This is a genomic window from Spiroplasma litorale (genome assembly GCF_001267155.1).
Lineage (GTDB): Bacteria > Bacillota_I > Bacilli_A > Mycoplasmatales > Mycoplasmataceae > Spiroplasma_A > Spiroplasma_A litorale.
This window is the reverse complement of the sequence record NZ_CP012357.1, coordinates 956302-978912: the sequence shown is the minus strand read 5'-3', so window position 1 is coordinate 978912 and position 22611 is coordinate 956302. Positions and strand designations below refer to the sequence as shown.

Annotated in this window: 24 protein-coding genes, 1 pseudogene and 1 other annotated feature; of the genes and pseudogenes, 23 read left to right on the top strand and 2 right to left on the bottom strand. The window is 25.8% G+C overall.

Going from position 1 to position 22611, the window contains the following annotated elements; translation table 4 throughout:
• The first annotated feature begins 96 nt into the window (after positions 1 to 96).
• The 12 genes from serS (at position 97) to SLITO_RS04550 (ending at position 10192) form a co-directional block, all read left to right on the top strand.
• A complete protein-coding gene (gene serS, locus SLITO_RS04605; protein ID WP_075058592.1) occupies positions 97 to 1344 on the top strand; it encodes a serine--tRNA ligase in 1248 nt (415 codons plus the stop codon).
• 12 nt (positions 1345 to 1356) lie between these two features.
• Positions 1357 to 3255, top strand: a complete 1899-nt coding sequence (thrS, locus tag SLITO_RS04600) for a threonine--tRNA ligase (protein WP_075058591.1) — start codon at positions 1357 to 1359, stop codon at positions 3253 to 3255.
• Positions 3233 to 3778, top strand: coding sequence for an L-threonylcarbamoyladenylate synthase (locus SLITO_RS04595; RefSeq protein ID WP_075058590.1), 546 nt, complete (start codon positions 3233 to 3235; stop codon positions 3776 to 3778). Before thrS ends, SLITO_RS04595 begins: the two co-directional genes overlap by 23 nt.
• 131 nt (positions 3779 to 3909) lie before the next feature.
• Positions 3910 to 4581, top strand: a complete 672-nt coding sequence (locus SLITO_RS04590) for an aminotransferase class I/II-fold pyridoxal phosphate-dependent enzyme (RefSeq protein WP_075058589.1) — start codon at positions 3910 to 3912, stop codon at positions 4579 to 4581.
• Positions 4582 to 4680: 99 nt separating this feature from the next.
• Positions 4681 to 4830 (top strand): hypothetical protein, encoded by a 150-nt coding sequence (locus tag SLITO_RS06040; protein WP_158500658.1) that lies wholly within the window; start codon positions 4681 to 4683, stop codon positions 4828 to 4830.
• A 367-nt stretch (positions 4831 to 5197) separates the two neighbouring features.
• Positions 5198 to 6442 carry a threonine ammonia-lyase gene (ilvA, locus tag SLITO_RS04580; protein WP_144416418.1) on the top strand — a complete coding sequence of 415 codons (1245 nt, stop codon included), beginning with the start codon at positions 5198 to 5200 and terminating at the stop codon, positions 6440 to 6442.
• Complete coding sequence (locus tag SLITO_RS04575) at positions 6442 to 6816, top strand: RidA family protein (protein WP_075058587.1); 375 nt, start codon at positions 6442 to 6444, stop codon at positions 6814 to 6816. The genes ilvA and SLITO_RS04575 overlap by 1 nt, the downstream gene beginning before the upstream one ends.
• 1 nt (position 6817) lies before the next feature.
• Positions 6818 to 8482 (top strand): sulfite exporter TauE/SafE family protein, encoded by a 1665-nt coding sequence (locus tag SLITO_RS04570; RefSeq protein WP_075058586.1) that lies wholly within the window; start codon positions 6818 to 6820, stop codon positions 8480 to 8482.
• A gap of 178 nt (positions 8483 to 8660) precedes the next feature.
• A complete protein-coding gene (gene infC / locus SLITO_RS04565; RefSeq protein ID WP_075058585.1) occupies positions 8661 to 9191 on the top strand; it encodes a translation initiation factor IF-3 in 531 nt (176 codons plus the stop codon).
• 27 nt (positions 9192 to 9218) lie between these two features.
• A complete protein-coding gene (gene rpmI / locus SLITO_RS04560; protein ID WP_075058584.1) occupies positions 9219 to 9413 on the top strand; it encodes a 50S ribosomal protein L35 in 195 nt (64 codons plus the stop codon).
• Positions 9414 to 9428: 15 nt separating this feature from the next.
• Positions 9429 to 9794 carry a 50S ribosomal protein L20 gene (gene rplT, locus SLITO_RS04555; protein ID WP_075058583.1) on the top strand — a complete coding sequence of 122 codons (366 nt, stop codon included), beginning with the start codon at positions 9429 to 9431 and terminating at the stop codon, positions 9792 to 9794.
• 65 nt (positions 9795 to 9859) lie between these two features.
• Positions 9860 to 10192 carry a hypothetical protein gene (locus SLITO_RS04550; RefSeq protein WP_075058582.1) on the top strand — a complete coding sequence of 111 codons (333 nt, stop codon included), beginning with the start codon at positions 9860 to 9862 and terminating at the stop codon, positions 10190 to 10192.
• On the opposite strand, the gene trpS is transcribed toward SLITO_RS04550, so the two are convergent.
• The gene (gene trpS / locus SLITO_RS04545; protein WP_075058581.1) at positions 10193 to 11209 is read right to left on the bottom strand and encodes a tryptophan--tRNA ligase; all 1017 of its coding nucleotides are present in this window, start codon (positions 11207 to 11209) and stop codon (positions 10193 to 10195) included.
• 88 nt (positions 11210 to 11297) lie between these two features.
• Here trpS and SLITO_RS04540 point away from each other — a divergent pair, with 88 nt between their 5' ends.
• Together SLITO_RS04540 and SLITO_RS04535 are read left to right on the top strand one after the other, a co-directional pair.
• Complete coding sequence (locus tag SLITO_RS04540) at positions 11298 to 12104, top strand: NAD(+)/NADH kinase (protein WP_075058580.1); 807 nt, start codon at positions 11298 to 11300, stop codon at positions 12102 to 12104.
• Positions 12104 to 12469, top strand: coding sequence for a hypothetical protein (locus SLITO_RS04535; RefSeq protein ID WP_075058579.1), 366 nt, complete (start codon positions 12104 to 12106; stop codon positions 12467 to 12469). Before SLITO_RS04540 ends, SLITO_RS04535 begins: the two co-directional genes overlap by 1 nt.
• Here SLITO_RS04535 and SLITO_RS04530 read toward each other — a convergent pair.
• Complete coding sequence (locus SLITO_RS04530) at positions 12462 to 12761, bottom strand: rhodanese-like domain-containing protein (RefSeq protein ID WP_075058578.1); 300 nt, start codon at positions 12759 to 12761, stop codon at positions 12462 to 12464. The two genes, SLITO_RS04535 and SLITO_RS04530, sit on opposite strands and share 8 nt — an antisense overlap.
• Positions 12762 to 12927: 166 nt before the next feature.
• Here SLITO_RS04530 and SLITO_RS04525 point away from each other — a divergent pair, with 166 nt between their 5' ends.
• From SLITO_RS04525 to rpmA, 9 genes and pseudogenes are all read left to right on the top strand, one after another.
• Entirely contained in the window at positions 12928 to 14649 is a 1722-nt protein-coding gene (locus SLITO_RS04525) for a ribonuclease J (RefSeq protein ID WP_075058577.1), read from the top strand.
• A gap of 76 nt (positions 14650 to 14725) precedes the next feature.
• Positions 14726 to 17728, top strand: coding sequence for a DNA translocase FtsK (locus SLITO_RS04520; protein WP_158500656.1), 3003 nt, complete (start codon positions 14726 to 14728; stop codon positions 17726 to 17728).
• 52 nt (positions 17729 to 17780) lie between these two features.
• Positions 17781 to 19544: an excinuclease ABC subunit UvrC gene (uvrC, locus tag SLITO_RS04515; protein WP_075058575.1), complete on the top strand. Its 1764-nt coding sequence runs from the start codon at positions 17781 to 17783 to the stop codon at positions 19542 to 19544.
• Positions 19545 to 19583: 39 nt separating this feature from the next.
• Positions 19584 to 20057: a transcription elongation factor GreA gene (gene greA, locus SLITO_RS04510; protein WP_075058574.1), complete on the top strand. Its 474-nt coding sequence runs from the start codon at positions 19584 to 19586 to the stop codon at positions 20055 to 20057.
• A gap of 38 nt (positions 20058 to 20095) precedes the next feature.
• Entirely contained in the window at positions 20096 to 20968 is an 873-nt protein-coding gene (gene rsmI / locus SLITO_RS04505) for a 16S rRNA (cytidine(1402)-2'-O)-methyltransferase (RefSeq protein ID WP_083433381.1), read from the top strand.
• 30 nt (positions 20969 to 20998) lie between these two features.
• Positions 20999 to 21277, top strand: coding sequence for a hypothetical protein (locus SLITO_RS04500; protein WP_075058573.1), 279 nt, complete (start codon positions 20999 to 21001; stop codon positions 21275 to 21277).
• A 54-nt stretch (positions 21278 to 21331) separates the two neighbouring features.
• Positions 21332 to 21407 (top strand) — a sequence feature (ribosomal protein L21 leader region).
• Between the two features lie 7 nt (positions 21408 to 21414).
• A pseudogene (rplU, locus tag SLITO_RS06135) lies at positions 21415 to 21708 on the top strand (50S ribosomal protein L21); the annotation flags it as partial.
• Positions 21709 to 22007: 299 nt separating this feature from the next.
• Entirely contained in the window at positions 22008 to 22322 is a 315-nt protein-coding gene (locus SLITO_RS04490) for a ribosomal-processing cysteine protease Prp (protein WP_075058571.1), read from the top strand.
• Position 22323: 1 nt separating this feature from the next.
• Positions 22324 to 22608, top strand: coding sequence for a 50S ribosomal protein L27 (rpmA, locus tag SLITO_RS04485; RefSeq protein ID WP_075058570.1), 285 nt, complete (start codon positions 22324 to 22326; stop codon positions 22606 to 22608).
• The last annotated feature ends 3 nt before the right edge of the window (positions 22609 to 22611 follow it).

Genomic DNA, 22611 nt, shown 5'->3' with positions numbered 1-22611 from the left:
TTTATGAATTTATTTTTTAAATACAAAAACTATATTGGAAACACGTTAACGTGTAATTTTTTAGTTTATTTAATTTAAAGGAGATAGGAAAAGAATATGATAGATTTAAAGTTTATTGAAGAAAATAAGGATAAGGTAATAAAAAATTTAAGTAGAAGAAATCCTGAATACAAAAAACAAATTGAAGATATTGTTGTTTTAAATAAAAAAAAGAAAGAATTGCAAAAAGTAGTAGATGACTTAAGATTTGAAAAGAATCAGTTATCAGACAGTTTTGCAAAACTATCTGATAGTGAAAAAAAAGTAACTAAAGAAAAAGTTAAAGATATTAATAATAAATTAGAAACTGAAGAAACAGAGCTAAAGAATATTAAAAATAGTATAGACAAAATATTATTTTATATTCCAAATTTAATTGATGATAGTATACCTGATGGTGCTGATGACAATGATAATGTAGAATTATTTAGTTGAGAACCAAAAGTATTTTTAAATACAAATCTAGATCATTGAGAAATTGCTGAAAAACTTGATTTAATTGATTTTAAACTTGGTGCAAAGTTGTCAGGGTCAAGGTTTGTAGTTTACAAATCAAATGGGGCAAAATTAATTAGAGCAATTGGCTCAATATTATTAGATTTTCACACTAAGAATGGTTTTAAAGAATACATTGTTCCTGTGATAGTAAATCAAAATATAATGTTTGGTACAGGAAATTTGCCAAAGTTTGAAGAAGATTTATTCAAAACAAGTGATCAATACTTAATACCAACAGGTGAAGTTCCACTAACAAATATTTTCAATAACGAAGTTATTGAAAAAAGCATGCTTCCACAATATTTAACAACAAATAGTTTGTGTTTTAGAAAAGAAGCGGGAAGTGCAGGAAAAGATACAAAAGGTATAATTAGAATGCACCAATTTAATAAAGTAGAAATGGTTAAATTAGTTGAACCTTCAACTTCTTTTGACGAATTAGAAAAAATGATGAAAAATGCATCAGATATTTTAAAATTATTTAATTTAAAACATAGGGTTGTTACATTATGTTCTGGAGATATTGGATTTAGCTCTACAAAAACATATGACTTGGAAGTTTGATTTCCTGCGCAAAATAAATATAGAGAAATTTCTTCATGTTCTAATTGTTTGGATTTTCAAGCAAGAAGAATGAATACAAGATATAAAGATGGCAGTGAACTAAAATACATTCACACACTAAATGGATCAGGTCTAGCAATAGATAGACTTTTTGCTGCTGTACTAGAAAACTATTATAAAGATGGAAAACTATATTTACCAGAAATTTTAAAACCATATTTTGATAATAAAGATTATTTATAAGAGGAGAAAAAAATGGAAATTATAATTGATGAAAAAAAAGTTCAGATAAAAGAACCGATTTTGGTTTCTGAACTTTTAGAAAAAAATAATATCGATAATAATAAGTATGTTGTTAAATTTGGTGAAGTTTTTTTACCTAACCAAGCTATTGTTAAAAAAGATTGTACACTTGAATTAATAAAAATAGATAATGAATTATTAAAAAAATCAAATAACTATATGTCTAAATTGTTAATGGAGTTAAGTTTATTAAGCTCATTTAATGATTTGGAAGTATCAATTCAAAATAATGATATAAACAAAGAAACTTGTAGTGCAGTTTTTAATACAAAAGATAGATTAAAAAAAGAAGAATTAGAAGTAACAACTAAAAAATTTATTGAAATAATTAAAGAGTCAAAATTTGAAATCATAAACTCTAATAATTTTAATAACTATTATAAAAAAGCACAAACATTATCAAAATATAATATTGAAGAAATTGATTTCCCATCAATTAAATTAGATAGTTTTGAACTTATAATAAGATTCCCAGTACTTTTATCAAAATACAACAATAGAGAAGTGCAAATTTTAAATTTTTCTGGTGAATACTACAATAATGACGCATCAGAATTAATGCTACAAAAGATTGATTTCGTTGTTGCTAATGACAAAAAGCAATTAGCAAAAATTGTAAAAGAAATTGAAGAAAAAAAATTAAGAGATCACAGATATATTAATGAAAACCTAGAAATATTTAATATAGATCCATTAATTGGTTTAGGTTTACCTTTTTGACTTCCAAATGGAGCAATACTAAAACAAGAAATTAAAAAATTCTTAAAAGAAAAAGAGTTTGAATATAGATTTGTTCAAATAGAATCACCGGTTTTAGGATCTAAAATGTTATATGAAACATCAGGTCATTGAAATCATTATAGAGAGAATATGTTTGCACCAATAGAAATGCCAGATAATGAAACATTAGTACTAAGACCAATGAATTGTCCACACCATGTTTCGGTTTATAAATCAAAAATTAGAAGTTATAGAGATTTACCTTTAAGATATGCAGAGCACGCAATTCAACATAGATATGAGTTTTCAGGTTCACTAACAGGTCTTGAAAGAGTTAGAGCTATGGAACTAACAGATTCACATATATTTGTTATGCCTTCACAATTAAAAGAAGAGTTTATTAACTGTTATAAATTAATTGGTGAAGTGTTAACAAAATTTGATATTAAAATTAAATACTTATCATTGTCTTTAAGAGACCCAGAAGATAAACACAGTTATTATGATAATGATAGTATGTGAAATAGTGCAGAAGCACAATTAGAAGATATGCTTAAAGAATTAAAACTTGATTATAAAAAAATGGTTGGTGAAGCAGCGTTTTATGGTCCTAAGTTAGATATACAAGTAGAAACAGCTTTAGGTCATGAAATAACTGTTTCAACAATTCAACTTGACTTTTTATTACCAGAAAAATTTGAACTTGAATATATTAATAGTGAAGGAAAACCAGAAAAACCAATTATGATTCATAGAGGATTGGTTGGTACTTATGAAAGATTTGTTGCTATATTATTAGAGCAAACAATGGGGGTTCTTCCTTTATGATGTAGTCCAACTCAAATTGCAATAATACCAGTATCTGAAAAGTATAATGATTATTGTGTTGAAGTCGAAAAACAATTACACGCTAAAAAAATTAGATGTTTAATTAGTGATAAAGATGACAGATTAAATAATAAAATACGTAATGCAATAACTAAAAAAATACCTTATATTGTTGTTTTGGGTCAAAAAGAATTAGAAAATAACTCGTTAACTTTTAGAACTTATAAAAACGAAGAACAAATTGAAATGAAAGTTAAAGATTTCATAAATAAAGTTGTTGATGAATACGAAAACAGAAAATAGACTTTTAAAAAAGAAAGAAATTTTAAAAGCTATAGAGCACTTAAATAATGATGAAGTAATTATCCTACCAACAGAGACAATATATGGATTAAGTTTAATTTTTAATGAAAAGAACCAAGATTTATTAAATAAATTAAAAAATAGTGATAAAAATAAAAAATTAATTGTTTTGATTTCTTCTATTAAACAAGCAAAACAACTGGGTCTTTTATATAACAAGTATCATATAAAAATAATTAAAAAATGCAAAACACCAACAACTGTTTTATTAAAAGATAAAAACGACGAATTAATTGGGATAAGGATGCCAAAAAGAAAAGACTTAAAAAAAATAATAAAAGTTGTAGGTCCTATATTATCAACAAGTGTCAATAAAACAGGTTCAAGTTATTTGACAAAGTATAAGGATCTAGAAATATTTGTAAAACAAAATAAAGAAATAAAAAAATTATATTGAGTTGGAGAACTTAATAATAGACCTTCATCAGTTATTAACTTTGATTTTGAAGTTATTCGTAAATAAATTTCAAAATTAAAAAATAAAAATAATTTTATTATAATAAAAAACAATAGCGTAGTTATAATTTTTGTGTTAAATATAAATTGAAAACTTATCATAAGATAAGTTTTTTATTTTAACTAAGGAGGTTAAATATGAAATATAATTTTGATATTAAAATAGATAGAACTAAAGACAATGATATGCATTGAAACAAAGAATATTTATCAAAAAAATATAACATCGATATAAATAAACCTATTTATTCATTTTGAATGGGTGACGCAGATTTTCCAATGCCTGGAAATGTAATTGATGCACTTAAAAATAGAGCTGGTGTAGGTATTTTTGGTTATTCTTTTTTATCTGATAATTGATATAAAAGTATTGTTGAGTGAAACAAAGAGTTTTTCAATGTTGATGTGAAAACTGAAGACATAATTTATGCACAAGATACTTTGATAGCGTTGTCAAATACAATTAACGCATTTACGTCTAAAGGTGATAGTATAATTGTTACAACTCCAGTTTTTGGTCCATTTGAAGATATAGTAAAAAATACAGATAGATCATTAATCGTTAACAAATTAATTTATAAAAATAAAAAGTTTGAAATTGATTATAAAGCTTTTGAAGAACAAATAATAAAAAATAAAGTAAAACTTTTTATATTTTGTAATCCTCACAACCCTGGCGGTAGTGTTTGAAAAGAGAGTGATTTACAAAAAATACTAGATATTTGCAAAAAACATAATGTATTTATTTTTTCAGATGAAGTTCATAGAGATTTTGTATATAATAGAAAAGATTTTAAGTCCTTTTATTAATTTTCCAATGAATATGAATATATAATTACTGCAACAAGCCCAAGCAAAGCTTTTAATTTTGGTGGTTTAGATACAAGTTATTTATTAGTTAAAAGTGATATGATTAAGAAAATAATTAAAAAACAATTGCGAAGTTCATGGATAGTATTCCCAAACTCATTTGGAAAAATTGCTACAGTTGAATCGTATAAAAATCTTGAGTGAGCAAAAGAATTGTTAGATTATTTAAAAGAAAATTATATTTTTTAAAAACTGAAATTAAAAACTGCAGTAATATTGAAGTTTTCGAAACAGAAGCATCTTATTTTTTATATTTAAATTTTGAAAAATTAAAAATTAGTCAAAAACAATTACAAGAAATTATGGAAAAAATAACATTATATTAAGTTATGGAAATGATTATATTGAAAATGGAGAATATTTTGTAAGAATAAACTTTGCAACTCAAAGAGAGTTGCTAAAAGAATTTATAAGTATTTTCATAAAAATAATAAATAATATAATTTAGAAAATATTTTTTATTTCATATAATAAATGGAAAATTTATTGATATTTGAATTTATTAATGTAAAATATCTTTGAATGATTTTCATTCATAGAGAAGCGAGGTGCTTTTATGATAGATATGAGCAAAATTTCAAAAGAAACTATCGAAGCAAAACACGAAAAAATAAAACCTTATATAAATCGCACTCCAGTTATCAGAGCAACAAAGTTAAGCCAGATAACTGATAATGAAGTATACATAAAATTAGAAAACTTGCAAAAAGCAGGGTCATTTAAAATTAGAGGAGCCTTATCAAAAATGATTGATATGGACAAAGAAAAACTTTCAAAAGGGGTTGTTGCAGCAAGTGCTGGTAACCACTCGCAAGGTGTTAGTTATGCATCAAATTTATTAGATTGCCCAGCAACAATAGTGATGCCAGAAACAGCTCCACTTGCAAAAATAAATGCCACAAAAAATTATGGTGTAGAAGTAATTTTACACGGACAGTTTTTTGATGACGCACAAGTTAAGGCATCAGAAATTGTTAAAGAAACAGGAAAAACTCTAGTTCATGCATTTAATGATATAGATGTAGTTGCTGGTCAAGGTACTATTGGTGTTGAAATAATGGAAGACATTAAAGATGCTGATTATGTTCTTGTTCCAGTTGGAGGAGGTGGAATACTATCTGGTATATCTGCTTACATTAAACAAGTTAACCCAAATTGTAAACTTGTTGGTGTAGAATCTGAAAATGTTCCATCATATTATGAAGCAAGAAAAAATAACAAACCTTATCAAGTAAAAGGTAAGTTATCAATTGCAGATGGTATTGCAGTTAAAGAAACTGGAGATATTACATTTGAAATATTAAACAAATTTGTTGATGATGTAGTATTGGTTACTGAAGAAGAAATTGCAAAAACTATACTATTTTTATTTGAAAATTGTAAAATAGTAGCAGAAGGAGCAGGTGCTGTGACAAGTGCAGCAGTGCTATTCAATAAATTAAAAGTTAAAAATAAAAAAATTGTTTGTGTTCTAACAGGGGGTAACATTGATGTTACAACTTTTATGAATATAACAAATAGAGCTCTTATAGCGGACCACAGAAGAGTAGTTATGAGAGTTGATGCACCTATTTCAAAAGATCACTTATCTAAAATTACAAGTGTATTTTCAAAAAATCACGTGCAAATATATAAAATATCAGACTCTCAACTAGACAATAACTTAGAAATTAATAGAGAAATTATTAAATTGGTTATTGATATAAATCAAAAAGATGAACTTAAAGCAATAGTGAATGATTTAGAAGCATTAGGGTATGAAATAATTGATAAAAAAGCACTAGAAGGAATATATAAATAATGAAAATAATTGATTCAAAAAATGCGCCAAAAGCAATCGGACCTTATTCACAAGCAATAGAACTAAGTAATGGACTAATGTTTTTATCAGGACAATTAGGATTAGTTCCTGAAACAATGGAATTAGAAAAAGGTATTGAAGCACAAACTAATCAAATTTTAAAAAATATAGAAAATGTATTAAAAGAAGCAGGTTATGAAAAAAACAATGTGGTTAAAACTACTATTTTGTTAAGTGATATAAATGATTTCACTGTAGTAAATGAAATTTATGGTAAGTTCTTTGAAGACCACAAACCAGCTAGATCAACATTTGCAGTTAAAGCTTTACCAAAAAATGCTTTAATTGAAATTGAAGCAATAGCACATAAATAAAGTGGACAATAAAGAAGCTATAAAGATTGTAAGTAAAAATGAAAATGACTTACAATCTTATATCAAGGAACTTTATACCTATAGTGAAAACAAAAAAAATTTAAAATCTTTTTATAAAGAACAAATGAACTTCTTAAAAAAAGAATATAAAAATAAAAATGTATCTATTGATAAACTTGATGAGTTAAAAGATGATTTAACCAAATTGTATGTTGAAAAATCTAAAGAAATTGATGATATATTAAATTGTCTATATACTGTTGCTTTATTAGAATATGAAAACTCTATAGATTTAAAACAGAATATAAACTATGTAGAACTTAAACAAGAATATCTTAAAAATAGAGATGAAATAATAAATAACAATAAACTCAATGAAAGTGAAAAAAAAGTTGAGAAAAAACAAATAAAAAGAAAATATGTAAAACTAAAAAAGAATCTTCCATCTAAAATAGTGGCTTTAATAGCATTAGTTACAACACCTTTATTGTTGGTAATTAGTTTAGCAGTTAATTATTTATACTATTTTGAAAGAGCAAATAATGGTGTCAACTTTAGTTTTAAAAATGCAAACCATTTAATTGCATTTATTACTATGATTATTGGTTGTTTATTAATTATTGGTTTTTTAGCGTTTATGCTAATAGCTGTTAAAAAAAGAATATTTTTAGATAAAGATGAAAATATAGTAAAAACTTCATTAATTGGAACTGTGGGTAGTTTTACTGATACAATTGGTGTCGGTAGTTTTGCTGTAACTGTTGCAATGTTAAATGCAACTGATACAGTTAAAGATGTTAAAAATTTACCTGGCACATTAAACATTGGTCTTACAATACCAAACCTATTTGCAGGAACATTATTTGTTAGTGCTATTGAAGTTGAACTAACAACTCTTATATCTTTAATAATTGCAACAATGTTAGGTGCTTTTTGTAGTGCTAAAGTTGTTGGTAGAGTAAACAAAGCTTTCGTTGCAATATTTGTTGCAATATGTTTATCTATCGCTGGAATATTAATGTTACTTGCGCAATTAAATGTAATTGGTGATGTTAGTGGTTCAGTTGCACTCCCTAATGGTTTGCATAATTGAAAATTGCTTGTTGGTTTAATTGGTTTCTTTATTATTGGAGGTCTTCAAAGTTTTGGAGTTGGTTTATATGCGCCTGCACTAGCAATAATTTCTCTTTTGGGAATGAATATTGCGGCAGCCTTTCCAATAATGACATGTGCTGCTGGTTTTGCGTTACCAACAACTGCTTGAACATTCCATAGAGATAATAACTACAATCCAAAAGTATCATTTGGTCTTACAATTGGTGGAGTATTTGGAACTGTAATTGCATTCTTTATTGTTTTTGTGGGAATTCAAGGTGGTTTAAATATCGATATGGCAGATTTTACTTGATATTTAAAATGATTTGCAATTGCTGTAATGTATTATGCAGCATTTATGCTCGTTAAAAAATTTATAGCAATTAGAAAAGAGCAAAAATTAATAACCAATGAGGTTGTTCATACAATAAATTACTTTGAAGGAAATCAAAAGACTCCTATAGAAAGCGTTAAGAATAGAATGAATGAAATCTCATTTAATTCTAACTTTGATGTAGAACCATTAAAAAAATTAATTAAAAATAATAATCTTAAAATAAATAAATGATAAATATCTTAAAAACTATTTACATTTTATATAAATGCATTATAATAAAAGAGTTAAAAAAGTAGCGCACATTGCTCACCATTACTAATAGGAAATGGTAACTTCTATTGCTTTATATAAAATAATAGTTTAATGTGCTTCTAGTTTTTTAAGGCACATTTTTTTATTTTTTGGAGGTTAAATGGCAGAAATAAAAAACAATAAAAGCGATTTTGTTAATAAAGACATTAGAGCAAGACAAATCCTAGTTATTGACCAAGAAGGTCAAAAAATAGGACCTTTAAATAAGTTTGAAGCTTTGAAAATGGCTGAAGATCAAGGTTTAGATCTATTACAAGTAGGAAACCAAGATAATTCAACAGCAATTGCTAAAATACTTGATTATGGAAAATATAAATACGAGCAAAAAAGAAAACAAAGAGAAAACAAAAAAAATCAAGTAAAAGTTGAAAATAAAGAAATTAGATTGACAGTTGGTATTGGTGATCATGATTTAGAAACCAAAGCTAGAAAAGCAAGAGAGTTTCTTGAAGCAGGCGACAGAGTCAAAGTATCTTTAAAATTTAAAGGTAGAGAAATTACATATCAAGAATTAGGTAAAGAGACAATTAATAAGTTTTTTACTAAAGTTGAAGATATTGCAAAAGTTGAAAAAGATGCAAAATTAAATACAAGATTTTTAGATATGTATATAGTGCCTAAAAAACCTTAATATTTACAAATAAGAAGGAGAATATTTATGCCAAAGATGAAAACAAAAAGTGCTTTAGCAAAAAGGGTTAAAAAAAATGGTGCAGGTAAATTAAAAAGAGCAAAAGCTTATAGATCACACTTAGCACAAAACAAAACCACTAAGCAAAAAAGACACTTGAAAAAAGCAACATTTATTTCAGATAGTGACATGAAAAGATTAGATGGATTATTACAAAATTAATAAAGGAGTATAACTATGGCAAGAATTAAATTTGGTAAAGTTACAAGAGCAAGAAGAAAACGTTGAATTAAAAGAGCAAAAGGTTACTACGGAACTAAGAAATCTCACTATAAAAAAGCACATGAACAAGTTGTGCGTTCAATGGCTTACGCTTTTGTAGGACGTAAACTTAAAAAAAGAGACTTTAGAAAGTTATGAATAATCCGTATAAATGCAGCAGTTAGACCATTAGGTTTAAGTTATTCAAAATTTATGAATGGTCTTAAAAAATCAGGAATTGAAATAAACAGAAAAATGTTATCTGAGTTAGCAATACACGAACCTAAACAATTTGAAGTTTTAGTTCAAACATCTAAAAAAGCTTTAGGAGCAACTAAATAATAAAAAATATCTTTAAATCAAATAAAGATATTTTTTTGTTTTATTATTATAAAAAGAGGTAAATTATGGCAAAGTTTGAGAATAATGGAATTATTGAATTTGACGAAAAAGATTTTAAGGCTGCTTGGGATAATGCACCAAAACTAATTAATAAAGATGAAAATCAATTTCGTATGTGCTTTATTTGTAAATTTCATATGGAATTTAAAGATAAGTTAAAAGGAAAAATGCCTTGAAATATTGAAATTATTAATCTTAATAATATTGAGTTAATTAATGAAAATTTTATTGCAATACATGATGGTTGTAAAGAACTTAGACCAAAAAGTAACTGTACTAAAATAATTAAAAAAATAAAATCAGTATCTTGAAAATTTGATGAAAATTTTTACAAATAGTTATTTTCTTTTATAATTTAAACCAATTAAATTCATAACTTTATTTAATTTTTTATTTGCTATAAATCTAGCAGAATTAGCTCCTTCTTCTAATCATTGTTCAACTTCTTTTGAATCATAAAGTTTATTATAATTTTCTTGAATTGAACTGATTAGATCACAAACACATTTGGTAACTTCGTTTTTAAATTGACCATAATCTTTATCTTTAAAATAAGATTCAGTTTCTTCAATTGTTTGATTTTTTATAGATGAATAAATAGTAATTAAATTACTCACACCAGGTTTTTTCTCTGGGTCATACTTAACAATATTTTCTGAATCAGTTACAGCAGATTTAATTTTCTTTTCAACTTCTTTTAAATCATCTAGTAATGATATATATGATTTAGGGTTATCTGATGATTTAGACATTTTTTTTGTTGGATCTTGCAAGTCCATTATTTTTGAACCGATTTTTGCAATATAATCTCCTGGAATTTTAAACATTTCTCCATATTTAGAATTCATTCTTTCTGCAATATTTCTTGTAAGTTCAATATGTTGTTTTTGATCTTTACCAACCGGCACAAAATCTGGGTCATATAATAATATATCAGCAGCCATTAATAATGGGTATGTAAGTAGTCCAGTTGGTATAAACTCAGTTCCATTGCTTGATTTAACTTTGGTTGATTTATCTTTAAACTGAGTCATTCTATTTAATTCACCTAAAGTGCTATTACAAGTTAAAATTCAACCTAACTGAGTGTGTTCTAAAACTTCACTTTGGATAAAAATTTTAACTTTTTTTGGATCAAGACCACAAGCAAAATAAAGTGCTACCATACTTTTTATATTATTTTTTAATTTTAATTTATCAATTGGTGATGTAATTGCATGTAAGTTTGCAACAAATATATACATTTCAAACTTATCTTGTAATTCTACGAAGTTTTTTATTGCTCCAATATAGTTTCCAAGCGTTATTGTTCCTGTTGCAGTAATGCCTGAAACCATTCTTTTTTTGTTTTCCATATTTTCTCCTTAATTTACAATTTATATTATACAATTATTTATTTTTAATTTAAAAATGAGTAAAATTAATTAATAAAAGGATTTCACAATGAGACTATACAACTTAATTAAAAATGATTATAATGAAACAGCCACAAAAATAAAAGAGTTTGAAGAAGAATTAAATAAAAGAGGCTGAATAAAAAATGAAGAAAACCCTGAATTTGTTTTCATTTTTGGTGGTGACGGAACTTTTCTTAAAGCGGTATCACGTTATAAAAATATAATAGAAAAAATTAATTTTGTTCCCTTTAAATTGGGTGGAATAGGGTTTTACACAAATAAGAATAGAATTAATGAACTTGAATTAACTCTTGATTTAATTGAAAATAATAAATATTTAGTGCAAAAATTTGAAATGTTAGAAGTCTTAAATAATAATAAAACACTATTAACTGTAAATGAACTAAAAATATTGAATGAAAAAAGACCCATATATATTGAAATTAGTATAAATAATAACTTTTTAGAAAGATTTCATGGAACTGGAATAGTTGTTTCAACTTCGAATGGAAGCACAGGTTATATGAAATCAGCAAGAGGTGCAGTTATACTACCTCGTAATAGTGGAATTTATCAAATGCAAGAACTCACCCCTGTTAGTACAAATAAATTTAGATCTTTAAACTCACCATTAATATTAGATAAAGATTTTGAATTAAATTTAGTTTTAGAAAGTAATTCAAAAGAGTCTATGATAATCGATACAACAGAACATGAAATAATTGATAAAAGAATCACTATAAAACTTTCAAAAAACATAATAAAAGTAATATCATGCTTAAATGAAGATTTAAAAAATGATATAGAAATATTAAGAGATATCTTCATAAAAGATAAAGAAGGAATAAACTAATGCTTATAACAGTGCTGACAATATTTTCGGTTATCTTTCTTATTTTTTTAATTTCTCTAATTATTCACTTAAATTTAAGAAAATATAAATGGATTAAAAATGAGAAGTATAAACTAGAAAATAATGAAAAAGCATTTACATATAAAAATATTTTAAACGCTCTAGGTGGATTAGAAAATATTGATAAAGTTGATAAAGATAAAGTTTATTTAATATCTGTAAATTTAGTTAGTAAGAAAAAATTATTATCTTTTAATATAAAGCATCAAATTGAAGAAAATTATATAGTTATGAGTGTAAAGGGTTTTAATATAAATTTATTTTTAAATAAACTTAAAAAACAATTAGAAAAAGAAACTACTTAATTTTTCTATTATAGTTATAAATTCCTCCCTCAAGTGTTAATGCATCTATACCGTGTTCTCTTAAAAAATCAGCAGCCTGTCCGCTTCTGTTACCTGCATTACAAACTGTAACAATAAGTTTATTTTCTGGGTTATATTTTTTAATATATTCTAAGTAATTGCTTATAAATTCAGTAAACTCAATATTTATTGCTCAATCAAAATGAGGCAACATTTCATATTCAGTTTTTGTTCTTACGTCAAATGTTATAACATCGTTTTTAACTCTAAAGTAATCTTTTGGTGAAATCATATTTTTGCTCCTTATATATTAATTTTATATTTTTTAAAGTGTATAATAAATATTAATTGGGCTTTTATATTTATTTATGTTATTAATTGGTTTTAATATCTAATTAATATTTTTAATTTTTTTAAAGTAAATAAATGTTAACAAAAAAGTAGAGATAGGAGAAAAAATGGCAGAAATTAAATTTATGGCTTTAGGGGGCCAAGACGAAAGAGGTAAAAATTTATTTATAGTTAGTATAGATGACCAATTTTTTATATTCGATTCTGGAATGCGCTTTCCAGAAAGAAGTGTTTTAGGAATTGATGTAGTAATTCCAAATTTTGATTTTTTAAAAGAAAACATTAAGAAAATAAAAGGTATTTTTATATCTAATCCAAGTTCAAGTAATGCTGGATCAATTAGTTATATACTAAGAGATATTGATGTTCCGGTATATTGTAATGAATTAACAACAATAGTTTTAAAATATAGAAACTTAAAATATAGAATAAAAAATAGAGAAAATAATTTTAAAATTATTAAGGATAAAGATATTCTTAAATTCGGTAAAGATTTAACCGTTGAAATATTTAGAACTACTTCAATGTTTCCAGAATCATTTGGATTTGCAATTCACACCAATTCAGGAAGTATTGTATATGCAGGTGATTACATAATGGATGGTAATGAGCAATCATATTTTTCAACTGACATGAACCATTTAACAGATATTTCAAAAAAAGGAGTTTTGGCTTTAATTAGTGACTCAGAATATGCTTCTAGAATCGGATACACTGTCCCAAATCATAGAATTGAAAAATATATTTCAGGACCTATGAAAGATAAAAAGAAAAGACTTGTACTTTGTTTGTTTGAAGAAGATGTTTTTAAACTATTTGAAATAATAAATCAAGCAAAACAAACAGATAGAAAAATTGCAATATATGGAAAAACAATATCAAAAGTAATAGAGTCTAAGACAATTCAAGAAAGTCTTCAGTTTTATGATAAAGACATAATTTCAGTTGAAGAATTTATGAAATCTTCTGATGGGATTTTATTAATAACTGGGGCAGGTGATTTGTTATATTCTAGATTAGCAAAAATTGCTGCTGGTAATGACGAGGTAATTGAATTTACTGAAAATGACACAATTATATTAGCAACACCTCCATCAGCTGGTGTAGAAAAAAGACATGCTGAAATATTAGATGAATTAGCAAGAACTAATGCAAAATTAATATCTCTTTCAGATAGAAATATTTGAACAATGAGAGCTAGTTATGAAGATATTAAACTTATGACTAGAATAATGAAACCAAAAGCATTTATACCTGTTAAAGGATTACATAAAGACTTTTTATCAGCTGAAAAGGCTGCTATAGAAGCTGGGGTTAAACCAGAAAACATTGAATTAATAAAAAATGGTCAAGTATTAAAAATATTCCCAGATGGTAAATTAGTGGTAGCCAATCAAAAAATTAAAAATGCCGATATTTTTGTTGATGGAATTGGTGCTGGAGATATTGGAGCAATAGTTTTAAATGAACGTAAACAATTAGCAACTGATGGTGCTGTTATAATTGGTGCAAATATATTAGAAAAGAATAAAGAGTTATGTTCTTTGATTGATATACAAATGAGAGGTGTTGTTTACATTGTAGACGATAACCCAATTTTTAAATTGATGCAGAAGCAAATAGTGGACATTTTAAATAGGGCAAAAGAAGAATGAACACTAAAACCTGAAAGCTTCGATTTAAACCAAATTAAAAAGGACATAGTTTCAAAAGTTAGAAGTGTTATTAAACAAGAAACTGGTAAGCAACCAATTATATTGGTAATGATAAACGAACTACCAAATACTGTTTATGAACCAAAAATTAGACAAAAAAGTAACAACAATTAAGTTAATAAATTGTTAATGTTGTAAAATTGTAGTGAAATGTATTAAAATATTTTAAAGGGCGATTATGGGTGATCAAATGGAAAATCTTAATAATAACAACCAGGATTCAGATAGAACCGTTGCCTTTTCTTTGCAAAAAAAGCAAAGACGTAGTGATTCAGTATCTTGGATAATAAGTGCTTTAATATTGTTTTTTTTAAACACAATATCATTAGGAAGAATTACAATTGTTGGACAATTTCTTGATGATGTTATTTTTACGTTCCCTTTTGGATGATTTAAATACTTTTTATATCTATTAAATTTTATTATTGCTTTTTCAATATACTTTGGAATAAAATTCAAAGCCAAAAAAAGATTTTTAGCAATGATTGCTACAACCTTTATAATGCTTTGTTGACTGATATCTTCAATTATTTTTATTGTAGCTTATGCAAAAGAATCAGATTCATTTGTTGTTAAAAATTATTGAACAGATTCAATTTTTTTAGATTCAATTAAATCTTATACAAATAACTGGTTTATAAACTCATTATGAAATACCGAACATAACTTTATTATTGCAAGGCCAGAAAGTTACTTTACCGTTTGAGCTGGAGGCGGAATTATAGGTACTCTTTTATGTGGAGTATTTTCATATTTAACAATTTATGGTTCATTCATAGCTGCTTTATTTTTATTTTTTATTAACTCTCTTTGAATATTTACAGGAGATCCATTCTATGTGCTTAAGCCTAAAAGTAAAAGAAAAACAAATCGTCTCAGAATTTTATCACTTAGAAAAATTGATCCTTCAAAAAGTAAAGAACACAGAAAAAGCAAAAATAAAGGTTATAAAAATATATTTACATTAATTGATGTTGAAGATGATATAACTTTTGATGAAAAAATGGTATTGTCTTCAATTAAGGAATCAGATATAACAATTGAACTTCCTAGTTTCAATAAACAAAAAAAGATACACATATATGATTCAACAAATGAAAACTTCTACAAAGGAGATTTTTCAGAGTTAAATAATTATGAGTTTATAAATAACGAAAATAATAATTTTAATCATTTTGATAACCATGAATATTATGAATCAAATAGGGGAATGAACTCAGTTCAAGATTATGGTGTTGATGACAACTTCCATAATCCAATTAACAATAATCAAAACTATCAAAACAATAATTTAAACAATCAAAATTATAATGATTACAATTTTGGTGTTGAAGAAAATTATAATGATTTTGATGAACCAATAATAAAAGATAATAGTTTATTAACTCAAAATAGAAATAAAAATAGACCCACAAACAAATATGACGAAGTTGCAAGAAAAAAATTTGATTTAGAATCAAAAATAACTCCGTTTGGAGGCAATGGACAAACTGTTGAACTGGCAAATGAACTTAAAAAAGTAAGTAAAAGTAAATCAATAGATGAAACTAAATATAATACAGGTCAAATAACATTGGACCAATATATAAATGACGCAAAAGAAGAACAAGTTCAAAAAAAACACAATGATAGATATTATGATTACACTTCACCAATTCAAGATTCTTTTGCTAGAACTATAGTTGGTGGAATTTACAATTATGATGGTACACCAGTTAGACAAATGGAAGTAGATAAAAGAAAAGCAACTAATAAAAAAATGTATGTTAATGAATCTTACAGACTTCCACAATTTGATATCTTAAATAAAGATACTCAAAATGAAAAAGAATATGATGTTTTGAGAGACTATGCAAATCAAAAAGCTAAATTAATAGAAGAAACATTTACACAATTTGGAGTTAGTGCAAAAGTTTCGAATATAAACATTGGTCCAAGTGTAACTAAATTTGAAATAACACCTTCATCTGGTACAAAAGTAAATTCAATTATTGGATTAGAAAATGATTTAAAACTTGCGTTGGCAAGTCAAAACTTGAGAATTGAAGCACCAATTCAAGGAAAACCAGCGGTTGGACTAGAAGTACCAAATGAAGCAACAATGTTGGTTGGTTTAAGAAGTGTTATTGAAAAAGCACCAATTCAGAAAATTAACTCAAAAATATTATTTGCAATTGGTAAAACTGTAACTGGGGATTTATTATTTGGTGAACTTGATAAAATGCCACATTTACTTGTTGCTGGTTCAACTGGTAGTGGAAAATCAGTTATGATAAATGGTATTATTTGTTCATTTTTGATGAGATCAAAACCACATGAAGTTAAATTTTTAATGATAGACCCTAAAAAAGTTGAATTATCAATTTATTCTTCAATTCCTCATCTTTTAGCTCCAGTAATAAGTGATATGAATCTTGCAAATAATGCTTTGAAAAAAGTTATTAGTGAAATGGAAAGAAGATACGCTTTATTTACAAGTGAAGGAACTAAAAATATTGACGGTTATAATTCAAAACAATCTAAAACTGAAAATAAACTACCATACTATGTAATAATAATAGATGAACTTGCCGACTTGATGATGACTGCAAACAAAAAAGATGTAGAAGATTCAATAATGAGATTAACTCAAATGGCAAGAGCTGCTGGAATTCATTTAATAGTCGCAACCCAAAGACCTTCAACTGATGTTATAACAGGAGTTATTAAATCAAATATCCCAACAAGAATTGCATTTTCAGTAACTTCTTCAATTGATTCTAGAACAATTCTTGATTCAATGGGAGCAGAAAAACTAATTGGTAAAGGTGACTTATTATACATGGCACCTGGAAGTAATTTGTTAACTAGAGCTCAAGGAGCTTTCATAAGTGATAATGAAATTGAAAAACTTGTTCTTCATTGTAAATCTCAACAACAACAATTATTTGATGATGAGTTCTTAAGTTTAGAAGAAGAAAATAATAGTTATGCAAATACTCAATCAATGCAAAAAGATCCAATGTTTAATGAAATTAAAGCATTTGTCGTTAAAGAACAAAGAGCTTCAACAAGTTTATTACAACGTAGATTTAGTATTGGTTACAATAGGGCTGCAAAAATAATTGATGAACTTGAAATGTGTGGTGTTATTGGACCTCAAAACGGTGCAAAACCAAGAGAAGTTTATATTAAAAATGAAGATATTTATTAATAAATCAGAAGTTCTGATTTATTTTTAACTTTTATTTAAATGAGGTGTTTTAATGAGAGAAATTATAAAAAATTTGCCTGAAAAACCAGGTTGTTATATTTATTACAATACAAATAATAAAGTAATTTATGTTGGTAAAGCAAAAAATATAAAAAAAAGAGTATCAAGTTATTTCAATAAAGCACACAATTATAAAACAACTAAACTTGTCAGAGAAATTAAGGATCTAAAAACAATTGTTACAGTAAACGAAAAAGAAGCATTGTTGTTAGAACAAAATCTAATTAAAAAATATAAACCAAGATATAATGTTGTTCTTAATGATGATAAAAAATATCCTTATATTGCAATTACTAATGAAAAAGACCCTACCTATATTTATACAAGAAACTATGATAATAAAAGCAAAATTTCTTTTGGTCCTTTGCCTGATGGCTCTAGTGCAAGAAATATATTAAAAACACTTGAAAGAGTCTATCCATTAAGAAGATGTAAAGGTAATCTTGGAAAACCTTGCATAAACTTTCATATTGGACAATGTTCTGGTGCTTGTTTTAAAGAAGTTCCACAATCATATTATTTAGAACAAATTAATAATATTAAAAAAGTATTTAACCAAGGTGCTGAAGAATTAAAAATACTTTTAAAAGGTAAAATGCAGCAAGCTGCAAATAATTTACAATTTGAAGAAGCTCAAAGATTAAAAGAAATAATTTCTCATTTAAACTTTACAACTATTGATCAATTTGTTGATTTAAGCGAGGACTTCAACAAAGATATATTCGGTTTTTACTTTGAAGAAAGTTATATCTCTTTTGCCGTTCTTTTTTATAGAAATGGTAAATTAATTTCAAAAGACAGCATGGTGTTTGAAAGTGACATAGAGAATTTACAAGAATTATTTGAAAGTTTTGTTATGCAAGTATATCAAAAAAACATGATGCCAGATTTAATAATACTTCCTAATGAAATAAAACGAGATAGTTTATATTTAATATTTAAAGAAAAGTTGGCAAAAAATCAAGATAATTTAGGTACCAAACTAATTGAATTAGTTACACAAAATGCAAAAGAATTCTTAATTGAAAAACTAAAATATAAAAATCAAAAATCAATTGTGAATGAAGAATTACTAAATAAATTACAAGACATACTAAATCTACCCAGCTATCCTTATCATATTGAAATGTTTGATGTTGCGAATATATTGGATGAATTTGTTACTGGTGCAATGGTTGTATTTAAAAATGGAGAACCAAGTTTTAATGATTTTAGAAAATTTAATATAGATATCGATGAACCAGATGATTATCATAGAATGCAGAACATGATATATAGAAGATATCAAAAAGACTTAAATAAACCTGAAAATTTACCCGATTTAATTATTATGGATGGAGGTAAAATACAAGTTAATGCAGCTAGAACACAACTGGATTTATTAGATTTACAAATACCAATTATTGGATTGGTAAAAAATGATAAGCATAAAACTGAATATATATTGAATTTTGATATGCAAAAAGTTAATTTAGATAAGTCAGATGAAACCTTTTTGTTTTTAGAAAAAATTCAAGATAGGGTCCATAGATTCGCAATTTCGGGATTTAGAAAAAGGAAACTAAAAGGCACAACTAAGGATGAACTAACATTAGTAAAAGGCATTGGGCCTAAAATTATAGAAAAGATTAACAACACATTTAATAACAGAGAAGATTTTTATAATCTAGAAGAAAAAGAACTAAAACAGTTCATTAAAAATGAAAAAACGTATACTAATCTATTAAACTTTTTAAAAAATAAGAAAAAAAAATAAAATAATTGTATAATTACATAGTTAGTAAAAGGAGTAAATATGACCGATAAAGATATAATTTTAACCTCAGAAGGTAGAGATGAATTAGAAAAAGAACTTTCAAATTTGATTAATGTTATAAGACCACAAGTAATTGAAGAGTTAGTAGAAGCTAGAGCACAAGGTGACTTGTCTGAAAATGCTGATTATGATGCTGCTAGAAATAGACAAGCAGAAGTAGAAGCAAGAATAAAAGAAATTGAAACAATGCTTTCAAAAGCAAAAATTATTGATAATACAAATTCAGTAAATAAAGAAATTAAAGTAGGAAGCACTGTTACTTTTGCAAATCATAAAACTAAAAAAGAAATGACTCTAAAAATTGTTGGTGTTATTGAAGCGGACCCCTTTGAATCTAAAATATCTAATGAATCACCCCTAGCTAAGGCGATGTTAGGTAAAAGTATAAATGATATTTGTGAAGTTAGAGAACTGAAAGAACCTTATAAAATTTTAATCAAAGATATAAAATAATATAAACCTATTAATAGGTTTTTTTATTTAGGAGATTTATGTTAAGAATTCAAAATACATATAAAAATGATAATAAAACTTTATATTTAATAGGTACGCCAATTGGTAATCTAAAAGATATTTCATTTAGGGTTGTTAAAATTTTAAAAGAAGTGGATTTAATATATTGTGAGGATAAAAGAGTTAGTATAAAGTTGTTAAATCATTTAGAAATTAAAAAGCCATTAAAAGCAGTACATAAATTTAATGAAATAGAATCATTTGAATCATTTCAAGAAGATCTAAGAACTAACAATAAAATTGCATTGATTAGTGATGCTGGTGTACCTTGTATTTGTGATCCAGGAATGTATCTAGTTAATAAAATTGTTGAAAATAATATTAATGTAAATATCACACCAATAAATGCAGGTCCTGCATATATACATGTTTTAATAGTAAGCGGTCTTATAGCTTACTCTAATACATTTTTGGGATTTTTACAAAATAAAACTGAAAATAGTGAATTGATTAACGAACTAAAAAAAAGTAAAGGTGTAGTTTGTTTTTATGAATCAGTTCATAGGGTAGTTGAAAGACTAAATTCTTTATTATTGCAAATACCTGAATCTACAAAAATTATAATTGGGAGAGAAATATCAAAAATTAATGAGCAGTTTGTTTATGGAACTTTAAGTGAAGTATGTCAATTTATAAATTCGGATGAATTTGTAAAAAAAGGTGAATTTTGTATTTTAATCGAATCAATCTCTTCAAATGAAGAGTTTAGTTTTAATTTGAATAAATTGGATTCTGAAATAAAAGCAATGAAAAATAATTCGATTAGTAACAAAGATATAATAAAAAACTTAAGCAAAAAATATAATATAAATAAGAATAAATTGTCTGAATTTATATATAAAAATAAATAATATGTCGATACTCTATTTGGAGGTGACATTATGACTAAACTTAATATTGATCAAAAAAGAGAAGTTGTTGGTGGAGCTGGATTAAGTGGTGCTTTTCTTGATGGTATAGCTAATATTATTAAATCATTATCAACTGCAATTAATGATACAATCGGTTCAATATCAACATCAATTTTAGCTGGCAAAGTAATAAATAACGTAGATAAGTTTGATATGAAAATAGGTAGCAATAGCTTATCATTTGATAGAACAAAATCCAATGAATCTAAGGCTCAACCACCAAAAACAAGTTGAGGAAGCATATTTTAGTTAAATTTAAGAAATTATATAAAATATATGAAAAATAATGTAAAATTAATTAGGTTGTAGTTTCAACCGCTCTTTTGTATGTTTTAAGAAATATTTAATATTCACATGCAAGGCGAGTCTATTCGGAGGTATAAATAATGTTTGCAATTATTAAAACAGGTGGTAAACAACTAAAAGTTCAACCTGGAGATGAAATTTATGTTGAAAAACTAAATTTAAACGAAGGAGAACAAGTTCTTTTCAAAGAAGTTTTGATGATGGATTCAACTTTTGGAAATCCTTTAATTAAAAACGCTGTTGTTTCAGGAACAATAGTTAAACAAGGAAAAGAAAAAAAACTTAGAGTTATAAGATATCATCCAAAGAAAAATGTTAATAAAGTATATGGTCATAGACAACCATACACAAAAGTAAAAATTGACGAACTTTCATTAACTGGTGTTTTATCAAATAAACCAAAACCAGCAAAAGTTCAAGAAAATAAAATTGAAAATTCAGAACCTAAATTAACATCAACAACAGCAAAACCTGCTGCTACTAAAACAACAGCTGCAAAATCAACAACAGCAAAACCTGCTGCTACTAAAACAACAGCTGCAAAATCAACAACAGCAAAACCTGCTGCTACTAAAACAACAGCTGCAAAATCAACAACAGCAAAACCTGCTGCTACTAAAACAACAGCTGCAAAATCAACAACAGCAAAACCAAAAAAAGAAGATAAGTAGTTATGATAGTTTCTGAATTTTATTATAAAGATAAATGTGTAAAAAGTTTTTTTGTAAAAGGACATGCAAATTATGACAATTATAATAAAGACATTGTATGTTCCGCAGTAACAGCTATCGTTAGTGGTTCTTTAAATGCTTTTGACATATTGTATAATAAAAATGTTAAAATTAATGTTGAAGAAAATAAAATAAGTGTTAATATCATCAATAGTTGTAATGAAATTAATAAAATTATGGAATTTTTATATATACAACTAGAGACTGTTTTTGTACAATATCCAAAAAATTTTATTTTAAAAAAGGTAGGTGAGTAATATGAAATTTTTATTAGGTTTACAATTCTTTGCTTCTAAAAAAGGAGTAGGTTCAACAAAAAACGGTAGAGACTCAGAATCAAAACGTTTAGGTGCAAAAAAATCTGATGGTCAATTTGCTAATGCAGGTTCAATAATTTTTAGACAAAGAGGAACTAAAATTCATCCAGGTATTAATGTAGGTAGAGGTGGAGATGACACATTATTTGCGTTGGTATCAGGTATTGTTAAATATCAAAGATTTGGAAAAAATAGAACTAAAGTTAGTGTTTTACCAAAACAATAATTA